17 protein-coding genes are annotated in these 18,473 nt (G+C 44.7%); 1 reads left to right on the top strand and 16 read right to left on the bottom strand.

Features of this window, described 5'->3' with window-relative positions; translation table 11 throughout:
• Positions 1–2: 2 nt before the first annotated feature.
• The 13 genes from yabP to ACSNJE_RS13230 all read right to left on the bottom strand — a co-directional run bounded on the left by yabP (position 3) and on the right by ACSNJE_RS13230 (position 15,038).
• On the bottom strand, positions 3–290 hold the full coding sequence (gene yabP, locus ACSNJE_RS13170) for a sporulation protein YabP (RefSeq protein WP_013119104.1): 288 nt from the start codon (positions 288–290) through the stop codon (positions 3–5).
• 121 nt (positions 291–411) lie between these two features.
• A complete protein-coding gene (locus tag ACSNJE_RS13175; protein WP_052218614.1) occupies positions 412–1,371 on the bottom strand; it encodes a SpoIID/LytB domain-containing protein in 960 nt (319 codons plus the stop codon).
• Between the two features lie 115 nt (positions 1,372–1,486).
• The gene (locus ACSNJE_RS13180; protein WP_052218615.1) at positions 1,487–1,747 is read right to left on the bottom strand and encodes an RNA-binding S4 domain-containing protein; all 261 of its coding nucleotides are present in this window, start codon (positions 1,745–1,747) and stop codon (positions 1,487–1,489) included.
• A gap of 21 nt (positions 1,748–1,768) precedes the next feature.
• The gene (locus ACSNJE_RS13185; protein WP_495252828.1) at positions 1,769–3,991 is read right to left on the bottom strand and encodes a methyl-accepting chemotaxis protein; all 2,223 of its coding nucleotides are present in this window, start codon (positions 3,989–3,991) and stop codon (positions 1,769–1,771) included.
• Positions 3,992–4,181: 190 nt separating this feature from the next.
• Complete coding sequence (locus tag ACSNJE_RS13190; protein ID WP_013119100.1) at positions 4,182–4,454, bottom strand: HU family DNA-binding protein; 273 nt, start codon at positions 4,452–4,454, stop codon at positions 4,182–4,184.
• 119 nt (positions 4,455–4,573) lie between these two features.
• Positions 4,574–6,055, bottom strand: a complete 1,482-nt coding sequence (gene yabN / locus ACSNJE_RS13195; RefSeq protein ID WP_495252829.1) for a bifunctional methyltransferase/pyrophosphohydrolase YabN — start codon at positions 6,053–6,055, stop codon at positions 4,574–4,576.
• A 29-nt stretch (positions 6,056–6,084) separates the two neighbouring features.
• The gene (locus ACSNJE_RS13200; RefSeq protein ID WP_495252830.1) at positions 6,085–7,647 is read right to left on the bottom strand and encodes a putative polysaccharide biosynthesis protein; all 1,563 of its coding nucleotides are present in this window, start codon (positions 7,645–7,647) and stop codon (positions 6,085–6,087) included.
• Between the two features lie 105 nt (positions 7,648–7,752).
• Positions 7,753–8,316 (bottom strand): stage V sporulation protein T, encoded by a 564-nt coding sequence (gene spoVT / locus ACSNJE_RS13205; RefSeq protein ID WP_013119097.1) that lies wholly within the window; start codon positions 8,314–8,316, stop codon positions 7,753–7,755.
• Between the two features lie 119 nt (positions 8,317–8,435).
• The gene (locus tag ACSNJE_RS13210; protein WP_052218619.1) at positions 8,436–9,494 is read right to left on the bottom strand and encodes a peptidylprolyl isomerase; all 1,059 of its coding nucleotides are present in this window, start codon (positions 9,492–9,494) and stop codon (positions 8,436–8,438) included.
• Between the two features lie 61 nt (positions 9,495–9,555).
• Complete coding sequence (gene mfd / locus ACSNJE_RS13215) at positions 9,556–13,092, bottom strand: transcription-repair coupling factor (RefSeq protein ID WP_495252831.1); 3,537 nt, start codon at positions 13,090–13,092, stop codon at positions 9,556–9,558.
• Between the two features lie 162 nt (positions 13,093–13,254).
• A complete protein-coding gene (locus ACSNJE_RS13220; protein ID WP_013119094.1) occupies positions 13,255–13,650 on the bottom strand; it encodes a hypothetical protein in 396 nt (131 codons plus the stop codon).
• A 71-nt stretch (positions 13,651–13,721) separates the two neighbouring features.
• A complete protein-coding gene (pth, locus tag ACSNJE_RS13225) occupies positions 13,722–14,285 on the bottom strand; it encodes an aminoacyl-tRNA hydrolase (RefSeq protein WP_013119093.1) in 564 nt (187 codons plus the stop codon).
• Between the two features lie 99 nt (positions 14,286–14,384).
• The gene (locus ACSNJE_RS13230) at positions 14,385–15,038 is read right to left on the bottom strand and encodes a 50S ribosomal protein L25/general stress protein Ctc (protein ID WP_013119092.1); all 654 of its coding nucleotides are present in this window, start codon (positions 15,036–15,038) and stop codon (positions 14,385–14,387) included.
• A gap of 146 nt (positions 15,039–15,184) precedes the next feature.
• Between ACSNJE_RS13230 and ACSNJE_RS13235 the strand changes: the two genes are divergently transcribed.
• A complete protein-coding gene (locus ACSNJE_RS13235; protein ID WP_495252832.1) occupies positions 15,185–16,111 on the top strand; it encodes a PRC-barrel domain-containing protein in 927 nt (308 codons plus the stop codon).
• Between the two features lie 341 nt (positions 16,112–16,452).
• Here ACSNJE_RS13235 and ACSNJE_RS13240 read toward each other — a convergent pair whose 3' ends face one another.
• The 3 genes from ACSNJE_RS13240 to ACSNJE_RS13250 form a co-directional block, all read right to left on the bottom strand.
• Positions 16,453–17,619: a S1C family serine protease gene (locus tag ACSNJE_RS13240; protein ID WP_495252833.1), complete on the bottom strand. Its 1,167-nt coding sequence runs from the start codon at positions 17,617–17,619 to the stop codon at positions 16,453–16,455.
• A 144-nt stretch (positions 17,620–17,763) separates the two neighbouring features.
• Complete coding sequence (locus ACSNJE_RS13245; RefSeq protein ID WP_495252834.1) at positions 17,764–17,964, bottom strand: GGDEF domain-containing protein; 201 nt, start codon at positions 17,962–17,964, stop codon at positions 17,764–17,766.
• A gap of 14 nt (positions 17,965–17,978) precedes the next feature.
• Positions 17,979–18,281: a GGDEF domain-containing protein gene (locus tag ACSNJE_RS13250; RefSeq protein ID WP_041587632.1), complete on the bottom strand. Its 303-nt coding sequence runs from the start codon at positions 18,279–18,281 to the stop codon at positions 17,979–17,981.
• Between the last annotated feature and the right edge of the window lie 192 nt (positions 18,282–18,473).

Consider the following 18,473-nt stretch of genomic DNA (forward strand, 5'->3'; position numbering starts at 1 on the left):
TTTTACTTTAAAATCCGGTCCAAAAGGCCTTTACTCCACCCGCGGCTGCGGCCAGCCTTTTCTTCATCGTAATCCACCGATTTAATCAACCCAGCTACTTCCAGCCTTCCTTCATCTAAGTTTAACTGGGTTATATGCAGGTTCTGCCCTTTCAGCAGCAGTTGGCCCATTTTGGTATCCAATACAATTTCTTCTTCGTCAAAACTGGCCACGTGCTCTACTCCTTCGACCACAAGCTGTTCTCTGTTGATCATCGTCATTTGGTATTTAGTTCCTCTGTCGGCGTTCATCCGAAAACCTCCCCACAGCATTTCTAAACTACTTCCATAATTATGCTGCGGCGTCCACAATTATACCCAAAAAACGCTAAAAGAGCATGTTATTCAAATAACATGCTCTTTTAGCGTACTCCTATTTCCACATTTTATCAATAGTTATGTCCCGGAAGTAAAACCTGATAATATCTTCCGGGCTTTTACCCTGCTCGGCAAATTTCCTGGCTCCCCACTGGCACATACCGACACCGTGGCCATAACCCTTGCCGGAAACTACCAGGTTATTACCCTCTACTGTGAATTTGTTCAGGAAAATAGACCTCATTTTATCGTTACCCAAGGCCAAACGAAGCGCAGGGCCACTGACCACTGTATTACCTATCCTGAGAGACTCAGCCCGCCCTGACGGCCCCCATTTGATAATTTTTACATTACTGCTGTTCAGCGGGCCCGGGTCTTTCCCGGTAACTTCTTTTACTGCCCCCCTTACTGACGCTAAAGGGAACCGGATAGTCCATGATTTATTTTCTGGGACGGTGATATTTATACAACCGTCTTTTACGCCGGCCTTTATATATGGAGTTTTTTCTTTATGATAGGCCAATCCTTCAGCGGCGGAAGCTGATTCTCCCCCGTCACAGGCGCTGAACCAGGCATTGATATATTCTCCTTTATACCTGATTACTTCACCTCTCGTCATTGCCACCGCTTTTCTTACATTATCATTGATCTTGCTTGCATCATAGGCCTGGAATTCCTCCACGCTGGTAGAAGCATCAGCTTTATGCTGCGGTACCCCGCCTTTCGTTTTTATCTGTTTCATGGTGAAGGTTCTGGCTAAAATGGCCTGGGCGGCAAGGGCATTAACCGGCCAGGATGTATCCATTTCAGCTGCCACTACCCCCTGGATATATTCTTCTATGGGGATTCGTTTCCTTTCGCCGGTTTCATTTATATATAGCGTAATTGTCGGTTCCTTGCCCACTTTTTTAGGTTCAAAGGGTTTTTTAGCTTTTGGCGGACAGCCGGAAAAAAGCAGAGTAATTATAATGCCTAAAACTAAACATAAACCTTTTTTATTTTTCGGCAGTTTCATAAAACCCCTCCAGTATTCAGTATTTTTACTGAATTATTGTTTTCTGGAGTGGGGATTTTATAAGTGGAAAGATATGACAAAAATTTTTAGGTATAGGTAAGTAGGCGCCAAAAAGCTATTGAATTATTCTGATTTCCTCGAGAACCTTGTAAATTTCTTTGGCCTGGTATGCCCTGACGTTTTCAGGGGTATCCAAAATTTCCACCTTTATTCTTTTGGCGCCAAAATCCAAGTCCAAGATATCTCCCGGTTTAACATCGGTACCGGGTTTGGCCAAACGTTCGTTTACCTTGGCCCGCCCGCTGTCACATACTTCCTTGGCCAACGTCCGGCGTTTTATAATCCGGGATATCTTTAGAAACTTATCCAGCCGCACCAAATCATCTCCCTGATGCAGTTAAAATTTGAACTTCGTTATCAGTCTTTTAAGTTCATCGGACATTCCCGCCAGCTTTTCCGCTACGGTGGAAAGTTCGCCGGCAGAAGCAGTCATTTCTTCGGTAGAGGCGGTAACCTCTTCGGCAGCAGCCGAACTTTCTTCTGTGATGGCCACAATATTTTCCATAACCTGAGCCACCTGGTGACTTGTTTCAGAAACACTTGCTATAGCCGTTGAAGCCTCCTCGTTTACAGTGCTGACATTATTAACGGCATTTACGACTTTCTGGCTGCTGGTCGACATTTGTTCAGCGGCTACCAATATTTTCTGGGTCTGCTGATATGTATCTATAACAGTTTGCAGAATTTCTTGCAAAGCTTTCCGGGCATCAGATGCCAAACCAACTCCGCGTTCTACTTCTACCGTTCCCTGCTCCATAGCAGATACTGAGGCCGCCGTCAGTTTTTGAATATCCGTGATTAATTTAGCAATTTCTTTGGTAGCATTCCCGCTTCTTTCAGCCAGTTTCCTTACTTCGTCGGCAACTACCGCAAAACCTTTGCCGTGTTCCCCCGCCCGGGCCGCCTCAATGGCTGCATTTAAGGCCAAAAGGTTGGTTTGTTCCGCTATATCATCAATAACCTGAATTATTTCTCCAATATGTTGCGAATGCTCCCCTAATTCTTTTATTTTACTGGAGGCTTCGAAGGTCTTTTCCTTAATACTGTCCATGCCCTCAGTAGTCAATTTAACAGCGTGATCTCCTTTTTCAGCCGCTTCTTTGGTTTTTTCTGCCGACTTGGCAACAGCATGCGCGCAGGACGTGACTTCGTCGATTGAAGCGGTCATCTGATTGACAAAATCATTTGTCCCTTTTATATTTCTAATTTGTTCCTGGGACCCTGCCGCCAATCCTTCCAGTATCTTATCAAGCTGGGCCACATCTTTCATTGTTTCCGTAATTAACTTGGTCTGTTCCAAGGTGCCTTTGGCTACCTCCTGAATTGCATTAGCCACCTGCTGCGTAGATTTCTCCGTTTCATTAGAATTTACGGCCAATATTTGGCTTGTGGAAGCTATATTATCTGCAGACTGGTTAATATGTAAGATGAGCTGACGAAGTTGCCCAACCATGGTGTTAAAGGATTTTCTTAAAATGCCTATCTCATCCTTCCGGCCTGTCTCTTCCGATGTTAGATTGGTCAGGTCTCCACCGGCAATCCTTTCAGCTTCATTACTCAGGTTTTTCAAAGGTTGAATTACTTTCTTTTTAATCAGGATTGACAGTAAAATACCATAAACTGCTATAGCCACAATAAATAACCCGGCGTTTTTTACAAAAAAAGCGGTTAAATTAAAGCCAGAGGTTGTTTCGTTGGTGGGCATAAACATTACCAGCTTTAAACCTGTATCTCCGATTGGGGCATAAACTGCATACTGGTTGACCCCATCAATTACTGTGGTAAGGATTCCCGATTTAGTATCATTTACTATAGTATTTCCCAGATTTTTCAGGTTTGCATCTTTTTCGTCCGTAATTTTGGCCTTTAAGTTCTTCTTTGCATCTCTATGGGCCATATAAAATCCTTGTTTGGTAATTATAAATGCGTATCCGGTTTGTCCGACCTTAATTTTGGAAACAGCTTCCGCTAACACGTCCAGATTTATATCAGTAGTAGTAACACCAATGGGAACCCCGTTCTTAACTATGGCGCTGGATGACGTAATCATATCCAAATTCAAGACAGGGTCATGATAAGGTTCCGTCCAGGCAACTTTGCCGACAGCTTGTAAACCGTTTTTATACCAATCATACTGAAAATAGTTATATTGGGCGTTACTGTAATCCCAGGTAACCTGTATATTCCCCTTATCTTTATAAACATAGGGGCCATAAAACTCTTTCTGAGGGTCATATTTCCCCGGCTCCAACCAAAATCCCGAACCTAAAACCATAGGGTCAAGCTGAATATAACCGGCAATTGTTTTCAATATGTTATTTGTGTCAATAGTGGCCGAAACTTCAATATTTTTTGCACAAAGGATATTCTCCTTCGCTATTTCCCGCAACCTGCTATTAAATTTATTTGCTTCCTTTTCCGCTTGGGTCTTTAGCTGATTCTGCACCTCACCGGCTATTATGTCATCAAATTGAAACAGGTTATATGCTGTCAAAGCAGCAAAGATTACGAATGTTATGCCTAATGACATGCTAATAAAAAAGGTCCGTAAACTTTTCATAGTATCACTCCCGAAATTATGGTTTTTTTAAGTTTCACCCTTTAGCTCCTTTTCTCCATAATTCGGCAGTTTTATCTGTTTTTTTTTTGGCCGGTTTTCCTTCTTTAAACTTAGAAATAAATTTAACACAAATTGTAAATTAATAAAAAATCAGGCTCGCCGGAACCTGATTTTTTTAGTACTTTTTTAATTAGGAAACGGCATCTTTTAAAGCCTTGCCAGCCTTAAAAGCAGGAACCTTGGCCGCAGCAATCTCGATAACAGCTCCGGTCTGAGGATTACGGCCCTTACGGGCGGCCCTTTCACGCACTTCAAAAGTACCGAAGCCAACCAGTTGTACTTTGTCACCTTTAGCCAAAGCTTCTTCAATGCTGGCAAAAACTGCGCTAACAGCTTTGTCGGCATCTTTTTTTGTCAAACCGGCTTTTTCTGCTACACTGCTTACTAAATCTTGTTTGTTCACAAAAATCCCTCCTAGAATATTTTATATTTGGTGTTTGATTTTCATATAAAAGCATTATTCGCTATAACCCTTTAATTTCCTGCTTTGCAACCAACTTTTTCTGCTAAAACACCTATAATTTACTGGTTTAGGACAATTTTGGCCTCCTCCCATAATTGATCTAGTTGGTCTAAATTCAGGTCTGCCAGCTTCTTTCCGGTTTCCCAAGCCTTTTTTTCCATGAGCTTAAACCTTTTGATAAATTTATCAACAGTAGCCTGTAAGGCTTCTTCCGGGTCAACACTCAAGAAACGCGCCAGATTTACCAGGGCAAAGAAAAGGTCACCCATTTCTTCCGCTGCATTGGAACGATTGCCCCGGTCAAGGGCTTCTTTAAGCTCCTCTAGTTCCTCGTAAATCTTATCCAGTGCACCTCTGTAATCAGTCCAGTCAAAGCCAACCTTCGCTGCCCGTTTCTGGACCTTCTCTGCTTTCAGCAAAGCAGGTAAAGCCTTGGGAATAGAGTCCAGGATAGATGCTTCCTCCATTCCTTCCTTTCGCTTTTCCATTTCTTTTATTTTATCCCAGTTATAACTTACCTCACTACTGTTTTTTACGCGCGTATTTCCAAAAACATGGGGATGCCGGCGCACCAGTTTTTCAGCGATGCTCTTAACCACATCATTGATGTCAAAGAAACCTTCCTCATCAGCTATCTGTGCGTGAAAGGCTATCTGTAGTAATAAGTCTCCCAATTCTTCGCAAAATTTATTCATATTTCCATTATCTATAGCATCCAGAACTTCGTATGTTTCCTCAATCAAATACTTTTTTAAGGATTCATGAGTTTGTTCTCTGTCCCAGGGGCACCCCTCAGGACTTCTCAATTGCTGCATAATTTTTACCAAAGGGTCCATGGGGTATTTAACAGGCCCCTTTTCAGCTCCCGGCAGCGGCGGAATAAAGACACTTGTCAGGTAGTCAATCCAGGGCAGCCTGTCCAATTCATATAGGGGGACTTCAGCTACCTGTTCCATGCCGGGAACCCCGACTGCTCTAGCCACAAAAATTTTATGTTCGTCAGGATAATAATCCATCAAGGAAATTTTCACGTCCTGAGCCACCAGTTGACTGTAAACCTGGACCACCACATTGGCCGAAGCCGGCAATGGGAAATGCTTGTCCAACTGGAGCGCATCAATAATATTCAATCCCTTTATAGGATCATAACCTACCACTTGAAACAATGGTTCTAAAAAAGACATGGCCGGTATGATCTCCACTTTAATGCCTTTTTCCCGGGCCATTTCCTGCAACAGGTGCACTGAATCTTCCGCCACCAGGGGATGGCCCGGCACAGCATATACTACCGGACCTTTTTCTGCTTCTTCCAGTAATGTCACAGCAATTCGCCGGTACACTTCACCAAAATCATCAATTTCTTCGTAAAAATGATCAAAAGAATCGCCTTTTATAAGGCCCTGTTCCATAAGCAATGGAACAACAGGGTGTTTGGTAGTGCGGAGAAAAACCCGTTCGTTTCCTTTGAGAATTTTTATGGTTGCTTCCGTTAGAGCCCCAATACTTCCGGGGCCCAAACCAATCACCGTAATATCTCCCATTAAATTCCTCCCTACAATGGCCTATTTCCCTATGAGCGTTTCCTGAACACATTGACAAGCAACATTATCGTAGAATCGTTGCCTCTGTCTATTAATGCCAAAACTACAAAATAGATTCCCGCCCCGAAAAGCACTGTTAAAACAGTGGCCAAATGCATGTTATAAGTTAGTTTCAAAAATCCAAAGGTCAAATATACGCCTACCGCCATAATTGTAGCAGCTACTGCCGGTTTTGACAATACCTGCCTGCTTAAGCGCCAATCCGTCACTCTGCGTAAATCTGCCAGGTTCAAAACAGAGGAAATACAAAAACCGGCCAATGTCCCCAAGGCAGGGCCTCTTATTCCGAAAACAGGAAGACCTGTTAAATAATAATTTAACCCTAACTTCACTACCACACCGACCAATAAGTTTTTTACCGGTAAATGGGTTCTGCCTAACCCTTGCAAAACACCGGAAGTAGTCTGGTGTAATCCCAAAAATACAGCGGCGGGAGCTAAAATAGACAAAGGTATACCTGCTTCGGGACAGTTGAAAAGAAGGTCAGCGATAGGTTCGGCCAACAAATACAGGCCCATTGCTGCAGGCAGGCATATAGATACGGCTGCTTTTACAGCGGCATTTAAATTACGGTAAATCTGAAATTTATTTTTTCTTGCATGGAGTTCTGATATAACAGGAACCAAAGAAGTAGCCAGGGCTAGAGTAAAAATAGTCGGTACATTCACCAAGGTAACCGCTCCACCTGTTAGCTCCCCATATAACTCCGCCGCTTTGGCCACGGAATAGCCGGCCTGTTGCAGCCTTAAGGGTACAGTAACAGCATCAAGAATCTGCACCATAGGCAGTACCAGGCCCCCAAAAGAGATCGGCAGTGACAAGGCTAATATACGGTAGCCCGTCATAAGCAGAGACAGCGATTGGCCCCCCATACCCTTAGTCCATACCGGGGGCAGAATTGCAGATTTCCAGACATAGCAAACCAGGAGGACCCCCAAACCCGCTACAGCTCCGGCTACAGCTCCTGAGGTTGCTGCGGCGGCAGCATACTCAATTCCCCACGGCAAAAAGAGATAAGCCCCTATCAAAACTGTCGCCACCCTTACCGCCTGCTCAATAATCTGCGATATGGCAGTAGGATACATTTGCTGGAAACCCTGGAAGTACCCGCGGAAAACGGACATCAGCCCAACAAAAAAAACTGCTGGCGCTATGGCCACGATAGAATAATACGCTCTTTCATCTTTTAATACTTCCCGGGATAAAAAGCCGGCCAATATGTAAAGCGCTGTAGTGCATAAAGCGCCAATCAAAGATAGCATAACCAGACTTACCAATAAGATATCCCGGGTTCCTTGCCGGTCGTTCAGTACTACCCGCTCCGCCACGAGCTTGGAAACGGCCACCGGTATGCCGGCGCTGGATATGGTTAAAAGCAAAGTATACAAAGGGTAAGCCATTTGATAAATGCCCATACCCTCCGCGCCGATCAGCCGAAAAAGCGGAATCCGATACCCGGCACCGATAATTTTGCTAATAAACCCGGCAATACTTAATATAACTGCTCCCTTCGCCAATGCCCCTTTTGTCATTTTATCACCGTCGTCCAGTTATGATAATTATGTTTATGGCTGACGATGACATTTTATTAATATTTGACAATAAAAAAGGTAGCACCTTGTGTGCTACCTAGCCAGTTATTGTTCCATTTGCTTCGCCAAGAACCCGGCTGCTGTTTCAGCCAGTTTCATTTCCAGGTCACCCATTTCAACTCCTTCTTCTTTGGAGAGCAATATTACCGCCCCGATAGGATCGCCCTCAGCGATTATAGGAGCAATAACATGAGCGCTGTATCTGTCTTCTTCCTCACCCTCGATAATGGGGCAGTCCTTACAGGTAGGATCGGCTGCCGGGTTGTTCACCAAAACCGCCCTGCGATCCTCCATAACTTTTTCAACAGCAGGCCCAATATGCTTGTTCAGAAATTCTTTTTTAGAAGCACCGGCTACGGCAATTATGGTATCCCTGTCAGCAATGCAAGCAATATGGCCAATAGCTTCATATAAAGAATCAGCATATTCCTTAGCAAAATCACCTAATTCACCTATAGGTGAGTATTTTTTTAAGATAACTTCTCCTTCTCTGTCAACGAAAATTTCCAAAGGATCGCCTTCACGAATACGTAAAGTTCTCCTTATTTCTTTGGGAATTACTACTCTTCCTAGGTCATCTATTCTGCGTACAATACCTGTAGCTTTCACTGTTTTCCCTCCTTTTTCGTCTGCTTAAATTTACTACTATTCTTTTACTGATAGTATATATCGCAGTGGAGGGAATTATTCATTTTTTTCCTTTTAAGGGTTTAAGCTTGAATTGACAGTTATTTATTTTCGTTAATAGGTGGATGGCCCTGCGGCAGCTTAGAAGCAGCCGGTTCATTCTTGGTTAACTCATTGGTAATTTTAGCCTTTTGCTTCAAACCTTCGATATATTTGTTGAAAACCTCTTGTTTCCGGGTATTCGGCAGGTCTTTTTTGATTTGTTCTTTAGCTTCTTCGTAAGTTTTTTGCTTTTCCGGTTTTTTATCTTCTACTTTAATAATATGATACCCGAACTGGGTTTTTACAGGCTTTTTGGTAATTTCCCCTTTTTTCAGAGCAAAAGCGGCATCGTCAAATTCTTTGACCATTACGCCCCGGGCGAAATAATCACTACCCATGGGATCTTTCAACAAACCACCATCGTTTTTGCTGCCGGGGTCTTCGGATTTTTCTTTGGCCAGTTCAGCAAAGTCAGCGCCGTTGTTTAACTTGGCAATGAGTTCTTCAGCCATTTTCTTGGCCTCTTCCTCTTTCCGACCGACTTTTTCATTTGCCGTATCAAACTTAATTAAGATATGGCGGGCTTTAATTTTTTCCGGCTCCTTAAAGGAGTCTTTCCGCTCCTCATAATATTTTTTCATATCCTCTTCGGTAACTTTCACGTCCTTCGTTACCTTTTGGAAAAGAGCGTCGGTCATCGCCTGTTGCGCAATATATTCTTTTAATTCTTCTTCTGTATAGTTATAATTTTTCAGGGCATCTTCAAATTCTTTTTCGGATTTAAAACGCTTTTTAATCTCGTCAAAACGCTTTTGAACTTCGGCATCTGAAGGCGCAACGCCTTCTTTCTCGGCTGCCTGTTTAATTAATAACTGGTCAATCATCTGGTCAAGCGTCTGCTTTTTAATGGCCTCGAGCATCTGCTTACCCTGCTCTCCTTCAAAGGAAGCTCCCTGCTGCTCATAAGCCAGCTTCATTTTGTTCACACGCTTGTCCAACTGTTCCTGAGTAATTTTTTCGCCGTTTACTTCCGCAACTGTTTTGGCTCCACAACCGGCTACAACGACCGCAAAAACCAATATAAGCGCCAGACCTAAAATTTTTCTGAATTTTGACATTAATTCGTGACCCTCCCCTTTTATAATCATAACCATATTATACTGCCGATGCCTACAAACTTCAAGTTCTTAATTTTCCCTCGTCTAGTAGATAGAGCAACAATTCCTCTACTTTAGCCAGCGCTTGTTCCCGAGACAGACCCTTCACCTTCAGATTAATTTGCAAGGCCTGCGTGCCGGTAAACACCAGACGGTGGCGGTATCTTTGCGCCAATCCTGCTAACTGTTCTCCCTGCACCGTATTGCTGGGATGGAACTTAATGTGGACCATATCTTTAATCTGGGTAACTGCCTGAACTTTAAGCCGCGTACACAAAGCCTTAATTCGCGCAATAGCCAACAGGTTTGTGACCGATTGAGGCACAGGGCCGTAACGGTCTTCCAACTCTTCTCCCACATCCCTGGCATCCTCCGCAGATTGTATGCGCATAATTTTTTGATAAATTTCTATTTTCATTCCGGCGTCAGTGATATAATCATTACCTATATGCGCATCGATATTTAAATCTATCGTAGGCTCCTGAATTTCTTCAATCAGGTCGCCTTTCAGCTCTTTGACCGCTTCCTCGAGTAGCCTGCAGTACATATCAAAACCCACGGCCATCATGTGCCCGTGCTGCTCCGGCCCCAGAAAGTTGCCGGCGCCGCGGATCTCCAGGTCACGCATAGCAATCTTAAAGCCGGAGCCGAATTCGGTGAACTCACGAATAGCCTGGAGACGTTTTTCCGCAACTTCTGTCAGCACCTTGTCACGCCGGTAGGTAAAATAAGCATAGGCCAGGCGATGTGAACGCCCGACACGTCCCCGTAGTTGGTATAATTGCGACAGTCCCATTCGGTCCGCTTCATCCACAATAAGAGTATTCACGTTGGGGATATCCAGGCCCGTTTCGATTATAGTCGTACAAAGAAGCACGTCGTACTCACCCTCAAGAAACTCCAGCATTACCTGCTCCAACTGGTCCTCTTTCATTTGCCCATGGGCCACGGCTACCCTGGCTTCAGGAACGGCTGCCCTAAGCTGAGCCGCTATCTGGTCTATATCCATAATCCGGTTATGAACAAAATAAACCTGGCCTCCCCTGTCCATTTCTTTCCTGACGGCATCACCGATAACGTCCCAATTAAATTCCAGCACATAAGTTTGTACCGGCCACCTGTCTTCGGGGGGAGTTTCTAAAATACTCATATCCCGTACCCCGACCAGGGACATATGCAATGTCCGCGGAATAGGTGTGGCGGTAAGGGTGAGAACGTCAACATTTTTTCGCAATTGTTTTAAGCGCTCTTTATGGGCAACGCCAAAACGCTGCTCCTCATCCACAATGACCAACCCAAGCTTTTTAAACTGTACATCGTTTTGTACCAAACGATGCGTTCCGATTACTATATCCACGCCGCCGGTTTTTAGGTTCTTTAAAATTTCCTGCTGTTCTTTGGGTGAGCGGAAGCGGCTTAACATCTCGATTTTGATGGGGTAGCCTGAAAAACGTTCCACAAAGGTATTATAATGCTGCTGAGCCAGTATGGTAGTAGGAACTAAAACAGCTACCTGCCGGCTGTCCATAACAGCTTTAAAAGCGGCCCGGATAGCCACTTCGGTTTTGCCGTATCCTACATCTCCGCACAATAACCTATCCATAGGTTTAGGACGTTCCATGTCTTCTTTGATTTCTTTGATGGCCCGCAGTTGGTCCGGTGTTTCTTCGTATGGAAATGCTTCTTCAAATTCTTTCTGCCATACTGTGTCGGGCGGGTAAGCATGCCCAACCACTTTTTCCCGGGTCGCGTAAAGATTTAGTAGTTCCTGGGCCATTTCCCGGACCGATTCCTTAACCCTTTTCTTAACTTTGTTCCAGTCCTGGCCCCCTAACCTGGACAGTTTGGGAGCAGCTCCTTCGGCACCCAGGTACTTCTGCACCAAGCTTATTTGGTCAGTAGGGACATAAAGTTTATCTTCACCCGTATACTGGATAACCAGGTAGTCTTTGGTAACCCCACCGACCTCTAGCTTTTGCAGGCCCAGGTACCGCCCAATCCCATGATTTACATGGACAACGTAATCACCTACGGACAAATCCGTAAAATGACTTATGAGTGCCCCTTCCTGGTGTCTTAAGGTGGCCTTCTTGCCGCTTTTTCTTTTTCCGTATATTTCCAGGTCCGTAATAAGGGCAAATTTAATTTGCCCGATCTCAAATCCGGCTTCAATCCTGCCTTCGGTAATAATCACGTTACCGGGTTTAAGTTCGCCCGTTATTCGGGATACGTAAAAAGCATCAACTTTACTGTCCCTTAGTAAGTCGCGGATTTTCTCCGCCCTGTTGGAAGTACTGGCCATTATGGCAATGGCATAACCTTTTTTTCTGCGATTGCGAATTTCCTCTACAAGCAAATCGGTTTTACTCATGAAAAAGGGGATGGATTTCCCGGCAAAGCTGACTATGTTGCCGGGTCTTATTCCGGCGGGCTGCTTGGGCAGCAAGGAAAAACCGACCTGAGAAAAATCTTTGGCTGATTTCTGCAGGTCACCAGGATTAAAGTAGGCTCTTCCCTGTTTGGGCAGGGCCAGGCCTGTTTCCAGATAATGAGTATGGCTCTCGGCCATTTCATTGATACGGTTCTGCAGGTATTCCTTCTGCCTGGAAGGTTCTTCAACAAAAAGTACCGTCTTCCTGTCTAAGTAATCCAGCAAACTGGCCCCTTCAGGATAAAAATAGGAAAAATAATATTCCATCCCTTCAATATAAAGGCCGCTTCTCAGTTTTTCAATTATCTCTTTCGTTTTTTCCTGCAACTTATTAAAAGCTTCATACTTGCCTATTTTTTTCAGCCTTTTTCCGTGTTCGGCAAAATCGGCTGCAATCAGGTCGGCAGCCTTTACAAAATTTTCCCGTTCTACGACCAGTTCGACAGCGGGAAAAATAACTGCTTCCTGAAGCCTATTCAGCGACCTTTGGCTATCTACTTTAAATTCCCTGATGGAATCAATTTCATCGTCGAACAGCTCTATGCGTAGAGGACGCTCCCTGGTTTGCGGAAAGATGTCTATAATACCGCCCCGCACACTAAACTGGCCGGGGCCCTCCACCATCTCAACTCTTTCGTATCCCTGCGCCAAAAATACTTCAATCATTTTTTCCTGGGAAATAATCTGGCCCACGGAAAGGCATAAACTGAACTTTTCAAATACAGACCTGGGAATCAATTGCTGATAAAGAGCTTCAACAGGCGCCACAATAATAAGGTTGTCCTGCTGCACCAACTTGGCAAGAACAGCCAGGCGCTGAGCAGCCAGCTCTTTACTTTGGGCAATGGAACCAAAGGGCACATGCTCCAGTTCCGGATAATACAATATTTCCCTGTTTGGTAAAAAATTCCTCAAATCATCGAGCCTTTTCTTAGCCGCAATACCATTGGGCGCCATAATAAGGGCCGGCACGTTTAACTTCTCTATAATACCGGCTATCAGGTAGCTATTCTGCGCACCTGACAAGCCATAAACCATCTGATATGCCAGACCCCGCTTTAAACCGGCAGTCAGTGAATTGAATTCGGCTGATTCTATTAGTGGAGTAAATAACCCATTAGTACCCATAATCTTTTGCTCCCGATGGTTATTAACTGCAATTCATTTTTTCCGAACGCCAAAAAAGCCTTAGCAGGAAAAGCTAAAGCCGGTCTGCAACTTCTTCTATATTTTTACAGTTATATTCATTATAGCTGCCCAATATGCCTGCGTCAAGGACTGGGCTTTCTTTCAGGATACCTGCCTATCCCGTAAAGCTTTTAAAATAAAAACATTCCAAAATGTATGGGCGGCATAGGCAAGCATAATTCCAGGCCAGGTTCCCCATTTCATGAAACCGAGTAATGTAATGATTCCATAAAAAAGGTGCCCTAAAAGGCTTACCAAGGCTGCTATCGGACTGGTCTGCTTTTTTATTGTTAAGTCATAGCCAGCCTCAATTACCCCAAAAGCACCATGCACCAACACAACAGACTGTTGTAGCAATACAGCCGATAAAGTTTTGGCCGTCTCTTCAAGTAAAGGAGTGATAAACATAATTCCTTCGGTTTTCCATAGTCTGGTCAAGATTTTATTTCCCGACCAGGAAACAGCAGCAGCCGCAACTGCCGCCACAGCGACAAGCATTAACCTTTTACCTCCTTAAATGGAGAATTAATTGTAAAAACCGGGTTGGATTATCCTTATTTGAAGAGGCGTTAGTTTCTGTTAACTGTGTTCATTGCTTTTTCCACGCCTTCTTTCAAAACCAGTTCTACGGCCGCCACCGCTTTGGAAACGGCTGCAACCACCCTTTCCCGCTCTTCTTCACCAAACCTTCCCAACACATGCTGGACCGCATCTTTATCCGGTCCGGGTTTTCCTATGCCTATTCGCAAACGAGGAAAATTTTCAGTGTTTAGCAGGTAAATAATGGACTCCATTCCCCTATGTCCTCCAGCGCCACCGCTCTTCCGCAAACGAAGGCGACCGGTGGGAAGGTCCATATCATCGTAAATTACCAGGATGTCAGTGGATTCCAGCTTATAAAACCGAACCGCATCCAAAACCGCCTGGCCGCTTAAATTCATGAAGGTCTGGGGTTTCAGCAGGACAATCTTGTCTTCCTGAAAAATCCCTTCGCCGAAAAGGGATTTAAACCTATTTTTGTTTACTGCTATTCCCCACTTTTCGGCTAACTGCTCCAGCACCAAAAAACCTATGTTATGCCTTGTAAACTCATATTCTTTCCCCGGATTTCCCAACCCTACTATAAGTTTCAACGGTCTGGCCTCCCTAATAATTCTTATGAACTATTCGCTGAAATTCCTATTTTTCCTGCGAGAAATTTTTCGGGGAAAGAATTTTACTCAGCAGTAGCGTTATTCCTCTTTTTTATCTCCATTCCCTGCTTCCCCATTGGCCGGTTCGGTTTTAGCAGGTTCCACCGCTTTATCTTCTATAGCTTCTGCCCGGCGTGGAGACACTATACTAACAATAACTGTAGCCGGGTCATTCTTAACCGTAAATCCATCCTGCCCGGCAATATCAGCTACTGTCAGGCTATCGCCGATATCCAGGCCAGATATATCTACACTGATATGGTCCGGTATGTTTGCCGGTACACATTCTATTTCGAGTTCCCGCAAACCGGACTGTAAAATTCCGCCTTTTTTAATCCCTTCCGCTTCACCGGTTAAATGAATAGGCACAGTGGTATGTATCTTGTCAGTGAGCGAAATCTTCTGCAAATCTACATGCATTAAATCGCCCTTTACAGGGTCACGCTGCAAGTCTTTGATCATTACAGTCAGTTTGTGGGGCTTTGCTTCTTCAACCGTTAAATTAATAATTGCATTCTTTCCGGCGCCGTTCCGCAAAATGCTCTCCAGGTTCCGCACATCAACTTCAACTAATTTGTTAGGCAAATCTTTACCGTAAATGACGGCTGGAATTTTCCCGTGATTTCTAAGCCAATGTTTATAACTTCTGGTTTTATTTGGCCTTGGTTGGACCCTCAGTTTTACTTCTACCATTTTCGTACTCCCCCTCTTCGTTTGGTTTCCAATAATTTGTCTATATTATTTCCCTTTTTATGGCATATAAACCTAAGTGGAGGAATATTATTTTATAAAAATCCGTTCCAAATTAAGTGGTTAGTTTAAATAATGGAGGGTTAGCCATGCGAAAAAGCCGTAAAATAATGGCCATGCCAATAATAAGCATCGCAGAAGGGATTCAAATAGGGACCGTTAAATCACTGGTCGTGGACCCGGAACAAAAAGAAATAGCCGCCCTGGTTATAGACCAGAAAGGTTGGTTTAGAGAGCAAAAAATCATTCCTTACAGTAAGGTATCCAATGTCGGCGACGACGCTATTACCATCGACCAGTCCAGTAACGTGGAAAAATCGACCAACCTGCCTGAAATCCTCAAACTGCTGCGGGAAAAAACTGACCCTATCGGGTTGAAAGTGATTTCAGAAACAGGCAAAGTTCTCGGCCATGTAGACGAATATTATATCGACGAAAAATCCGGGCAGATTGTCTCCCTGGAAATATCAGGCAAGCTTATGGAAAGCCTGCTGAAAGGAAAAGGCCTGCTGCCCGCATCCCAGATAATAACCATGGGAGCCGATGCTATTGTTGTTAAAGCCAATACCGAGGACGAAATTACAAAAGTGGACGGAGGCTTGCAGGAAACCCTGGCCAACCTCAAGGACAGCACTTCCGGTCTATGGAACGTAACCAGGAAAAAAACCCTTGAACTGAGCAAAACCATCAAAGAAAAAACCAAAGAAAAAGTCAAAAATTCCGGCCATGCAACAGCAGAATCCACTAAAGACCTACCAACGGTTACCGGGACCGGATCAGCGAAAGAAATTCCGGTGCCTCCTGAGGAAGAAGAAACACCGCTTGCAGAAACAGCAACAGAAGCAGTTGCACAACCCAATAACTCAGTACCTAACTCCCAACCTGCCCAAACAGGCACTGACATGGATGCCGGCTTAGCTGATGAACAAACAGTGCCTTCCGGACCCGAAACCACCGTGGACGAAGCCCCCGCTGCCAAAGAAAACAAAGAAAAAGAAATAGAGAAAACCGGCTAATTCTACTTTCTCCATCCCGTCATCCCCGTCTAAAAAAGCAGCCTTTATTTTTTGAAGTACAGGGAGTGTCCCATAAGTAAAAATCTTATGGGGCGCTCCCGTCATTTTTTGACCGTAAATTCAGGGAGTGGCAGATATGTTCCGGAACGACGAGTCTGATATCCGCTTGTCGGCGATCCGCGTATGCGGGAGCCGGTAACAAGCTGAATTGTTGCCGTCGTGGAGGAATATGTCTGCCGCTCCCTATGCTTTCATGGCTAAAAAAAGGGGGTCCCATTTACTTATGGGACACTCCCTTTCGTTGATGAAAAGGGGCTGCCTTTTTATAGACAGCCCCTATTTTAGAATTCTGCCGGCATTTCCCCTAACACGACAGTAACCTTACGGGTTGATTTGTCCTTTGTGCTGTAAACTTCAATGATAATCTTACTACCTATTTTTTGTTTCTGAACAACATCTGTCAGCACATTAAATTCGGTAATTTGCTTTCCATTTACCTTTGTCAGAATGTCCCCCGGCCTGATACCTGCTTTGTCAGCAGGCCCGCCATTAACCACTTCTTCAATAACGACCCCCTGAGGAACATTATTGGCTTTTGCATCGATGGCATTCAAAGCCCAACCTTTAATCCCAATCCAAGGTCTTTTTACATGGCCATAATTAATTATGTCCTCTATGATAGGCAACGCATCGTCAATGGGAATGGCAAAGCCCATGCCCTCAATACCAGGAGCGCTCAGTTTAACACTGTTTATGCCTACCACCTCGCCCCTGGAATTGACTAAGGCTCCCCCACTATTACCCGGATTGATAGCCGCATCGGTCTGAATTAAAGAAAAAGTCCTCTCATCCAGTTCCAAAGTCCGGTTCAATCCGCTGATTACCCCGACAGTAACGGAACGGGCAAATTCCAGACCCGATGGACTGCCTATGGCAACTGCCAATTCCCCGACTTTTAGTCTCTTGGAACTGCCAAATTTGGCAATCGGCAGGTTCTTTTCATTTGTTTTTAACACAGCCAGGTCAGTCTGGGCATCATAACCAACCAACTTAACAGGCACCTGCCTGCCATCGGCCAAGCTGATGGCAATTTCATCGGCCAATTGGCCTGTTTTTTCTGAACTTATCACATGGTAGTTAGTGACTATGTAACCTCTTTCATCAAAAATAACGCCTGAGCCAACTCCCTGAGCCACATCCTGAGAATGGAATCCGAAAAAATCAAAACCACCGGCAACCTTCCAGCGGCTCTCCACACTGACAACGGCAGGTCCCACTTTTTCTGCTATTTCGACTACCGGTGATTTGCCTTCCGCCGTTACCTGGGGAGGAACGTCCGGCACATTAATATTGTACGGGTTCTTGGCTCCCGGCTGCTGGTATCTGACCGGCAGTAAAAAGGCAACCAACAGGCCCCCAATTATGGCGCTAATCAGAGCTACCGCCACGTACGGAAAGATACCGGGCCGGCGTGGCCGATCGTAGAAATCGCGGTCATGTTCGTACATTTCGATCCCCTCTTTTCGTATAATATACACCAACATATTATTTAATATATATTATACCCCCGGTTATGAATTCTGAAAAGAAAAACCGACTGTTCACCCCACCACTTTTACAGACAGGGGATTTCTGGCCGGTTTTGCGTTAAATTAAATCTGGTCACATGCACCTGTATAGCGGACACAGTTCCGCCCGGAAGACTTGGCTTGGTAAAGCATATTGTCAGCGCGCATAATGAAGGTGTCCACCGTATCGGATGGGCAGTAGCCAGCCACTTCAAAACTGGCAGTCACACTGTTTACGCCCGGAATATCCAGGCGGCTTAAAGCTTCGCGAAGCTCTTCAGCCAAACCGGCGGCTTTTTCTACCGGTGTATTGGCAGAAGCATCACAAATTCTTTTCCACCCCAGCGGGCTAGACAGTCTGTTTTGCGGCTCCTTTGTTTGATCATGTTTACCAGGCTTTTCAGAACCTCATCGCCGACGGCATGTCCAAAACAGTCGTTTATATTCTTGAAATGGTCCAGGTCCACCAGAATTGCTGAAATGGGCAGTCCGGTTCGATTTGTACGCTCTATTTCCTGTTCCAGTATCTGCAGAAAATGGCGCCGGTTATAAGCTTTTGTCAGAGGATCGGTTATGGACAGACGGTAAAGCTGTTCTTCCATTTTTTACGTTCCGTTATATCTATAAAGGTTTCGATCAGTTTCTCTCCGCTATCCGTTTGAAGGCATCTTACTGTTTTCAGCACGGGTATTTTGACGCCGTCGGCCCTGTGTAAAATCCACTTCTCTGGTGCCCACCTGCATGGATTCTACGGCCACCTTGGTCCCTTTCTGAATATTGGTTATCAGGTCGGC

This window comes from Thermincola sp. GK-1, from assembly GCF_059412445.1.

Excerpts from the sequence above, each read along its gene's own strand:
- yabP (WP_013119104.1), bottom strand. The coding sequence starts at position 290 with ATGAACGCCGACAGAGGAACTAAATACCAAATGACGATGATCAACAGA.
- ACSNJE_RS13175 (WP_052218614.1), bottom strand. The coding sequence starts at position 1,371 with ATGAAACTGCCGAAAAATAAAAAAGGTTTATGTTTAGTTTTAGGCATT.
- ACSNJE_RS13185 (WP_495252828.1), bottom strand. The coding sequence starts at position 3,991 with ATGAAAAGTTTACGGACCTTTTTTATTAGCATGTCATTAGGCATAACA.
- yabN (WP_495252829.1), bottom strand. The coding sequence starts at position 6,055 with ATGGGAGATATTACGGTGATTGGTTTGGGCCCCGGAAGTATTGGGGCT.
- ACSNJE_RS13200 (WP_495252830.1), bottom strand. The coding sequence starts at position 7,647 with ATGACAAAAGGGGCATTGGCGAAGGGAGCAGTTATATTAAGTATTGCC.
- ACSNJE_RS13210 (WP_052218619.1), bottom strand. The coding sequence starts at position 9,494 with ATGTCAAAATTCAGAAAAATTTTAGGTCTGGCGCTTATATTGGTTTTT.
- mfd (WP_495252831.1), bottom strand. The coding sequence starts at position 13,092 with ATGGGTACTAATGGGTTATTTACTCCACTAATAGAATCAGCCGAATTC.
- ACSNJE_RS13220 (WP_013119094.1), bottom strand. The coding sequence starts at position 13,650 with ATGCTTGTCGCTGTGGCGGCAGTTGCGGCTGCTGCTGTTTCCTGGTCG.
- ACSNJE_RS13230 (WP_013119092.1), bottom strand. The coding sequence starts at position 15,038 with ATGGTAGAAGTAAAACTGAGGGTCCAACCAAGGCCAAATAAAACCAGA.
- ACSNJE_RS13235 (WP_495252832.1), top strand. The coding sequence starts at position 15,185 with ATGCGAAAAAGCCGTAAAATAATGGCCATGCCAATAATAAGCATCGCA.
- ACSNJE_RS13240 (WP_495252833.1), bottom strand. The coding sequence starts at position 17,619 with ATGTACGAACATGACCGCGATTTCTACGATCGGCCACGCCGGCCCGGT.
- ACSNJE_RS13250 (WP_041587632.1), bottom strand. The coding sequence starts at position 18,281 with ATGGAAGAACAGCTTTACCGTCTGTCCATAACCGATCCTCTGACAAAA.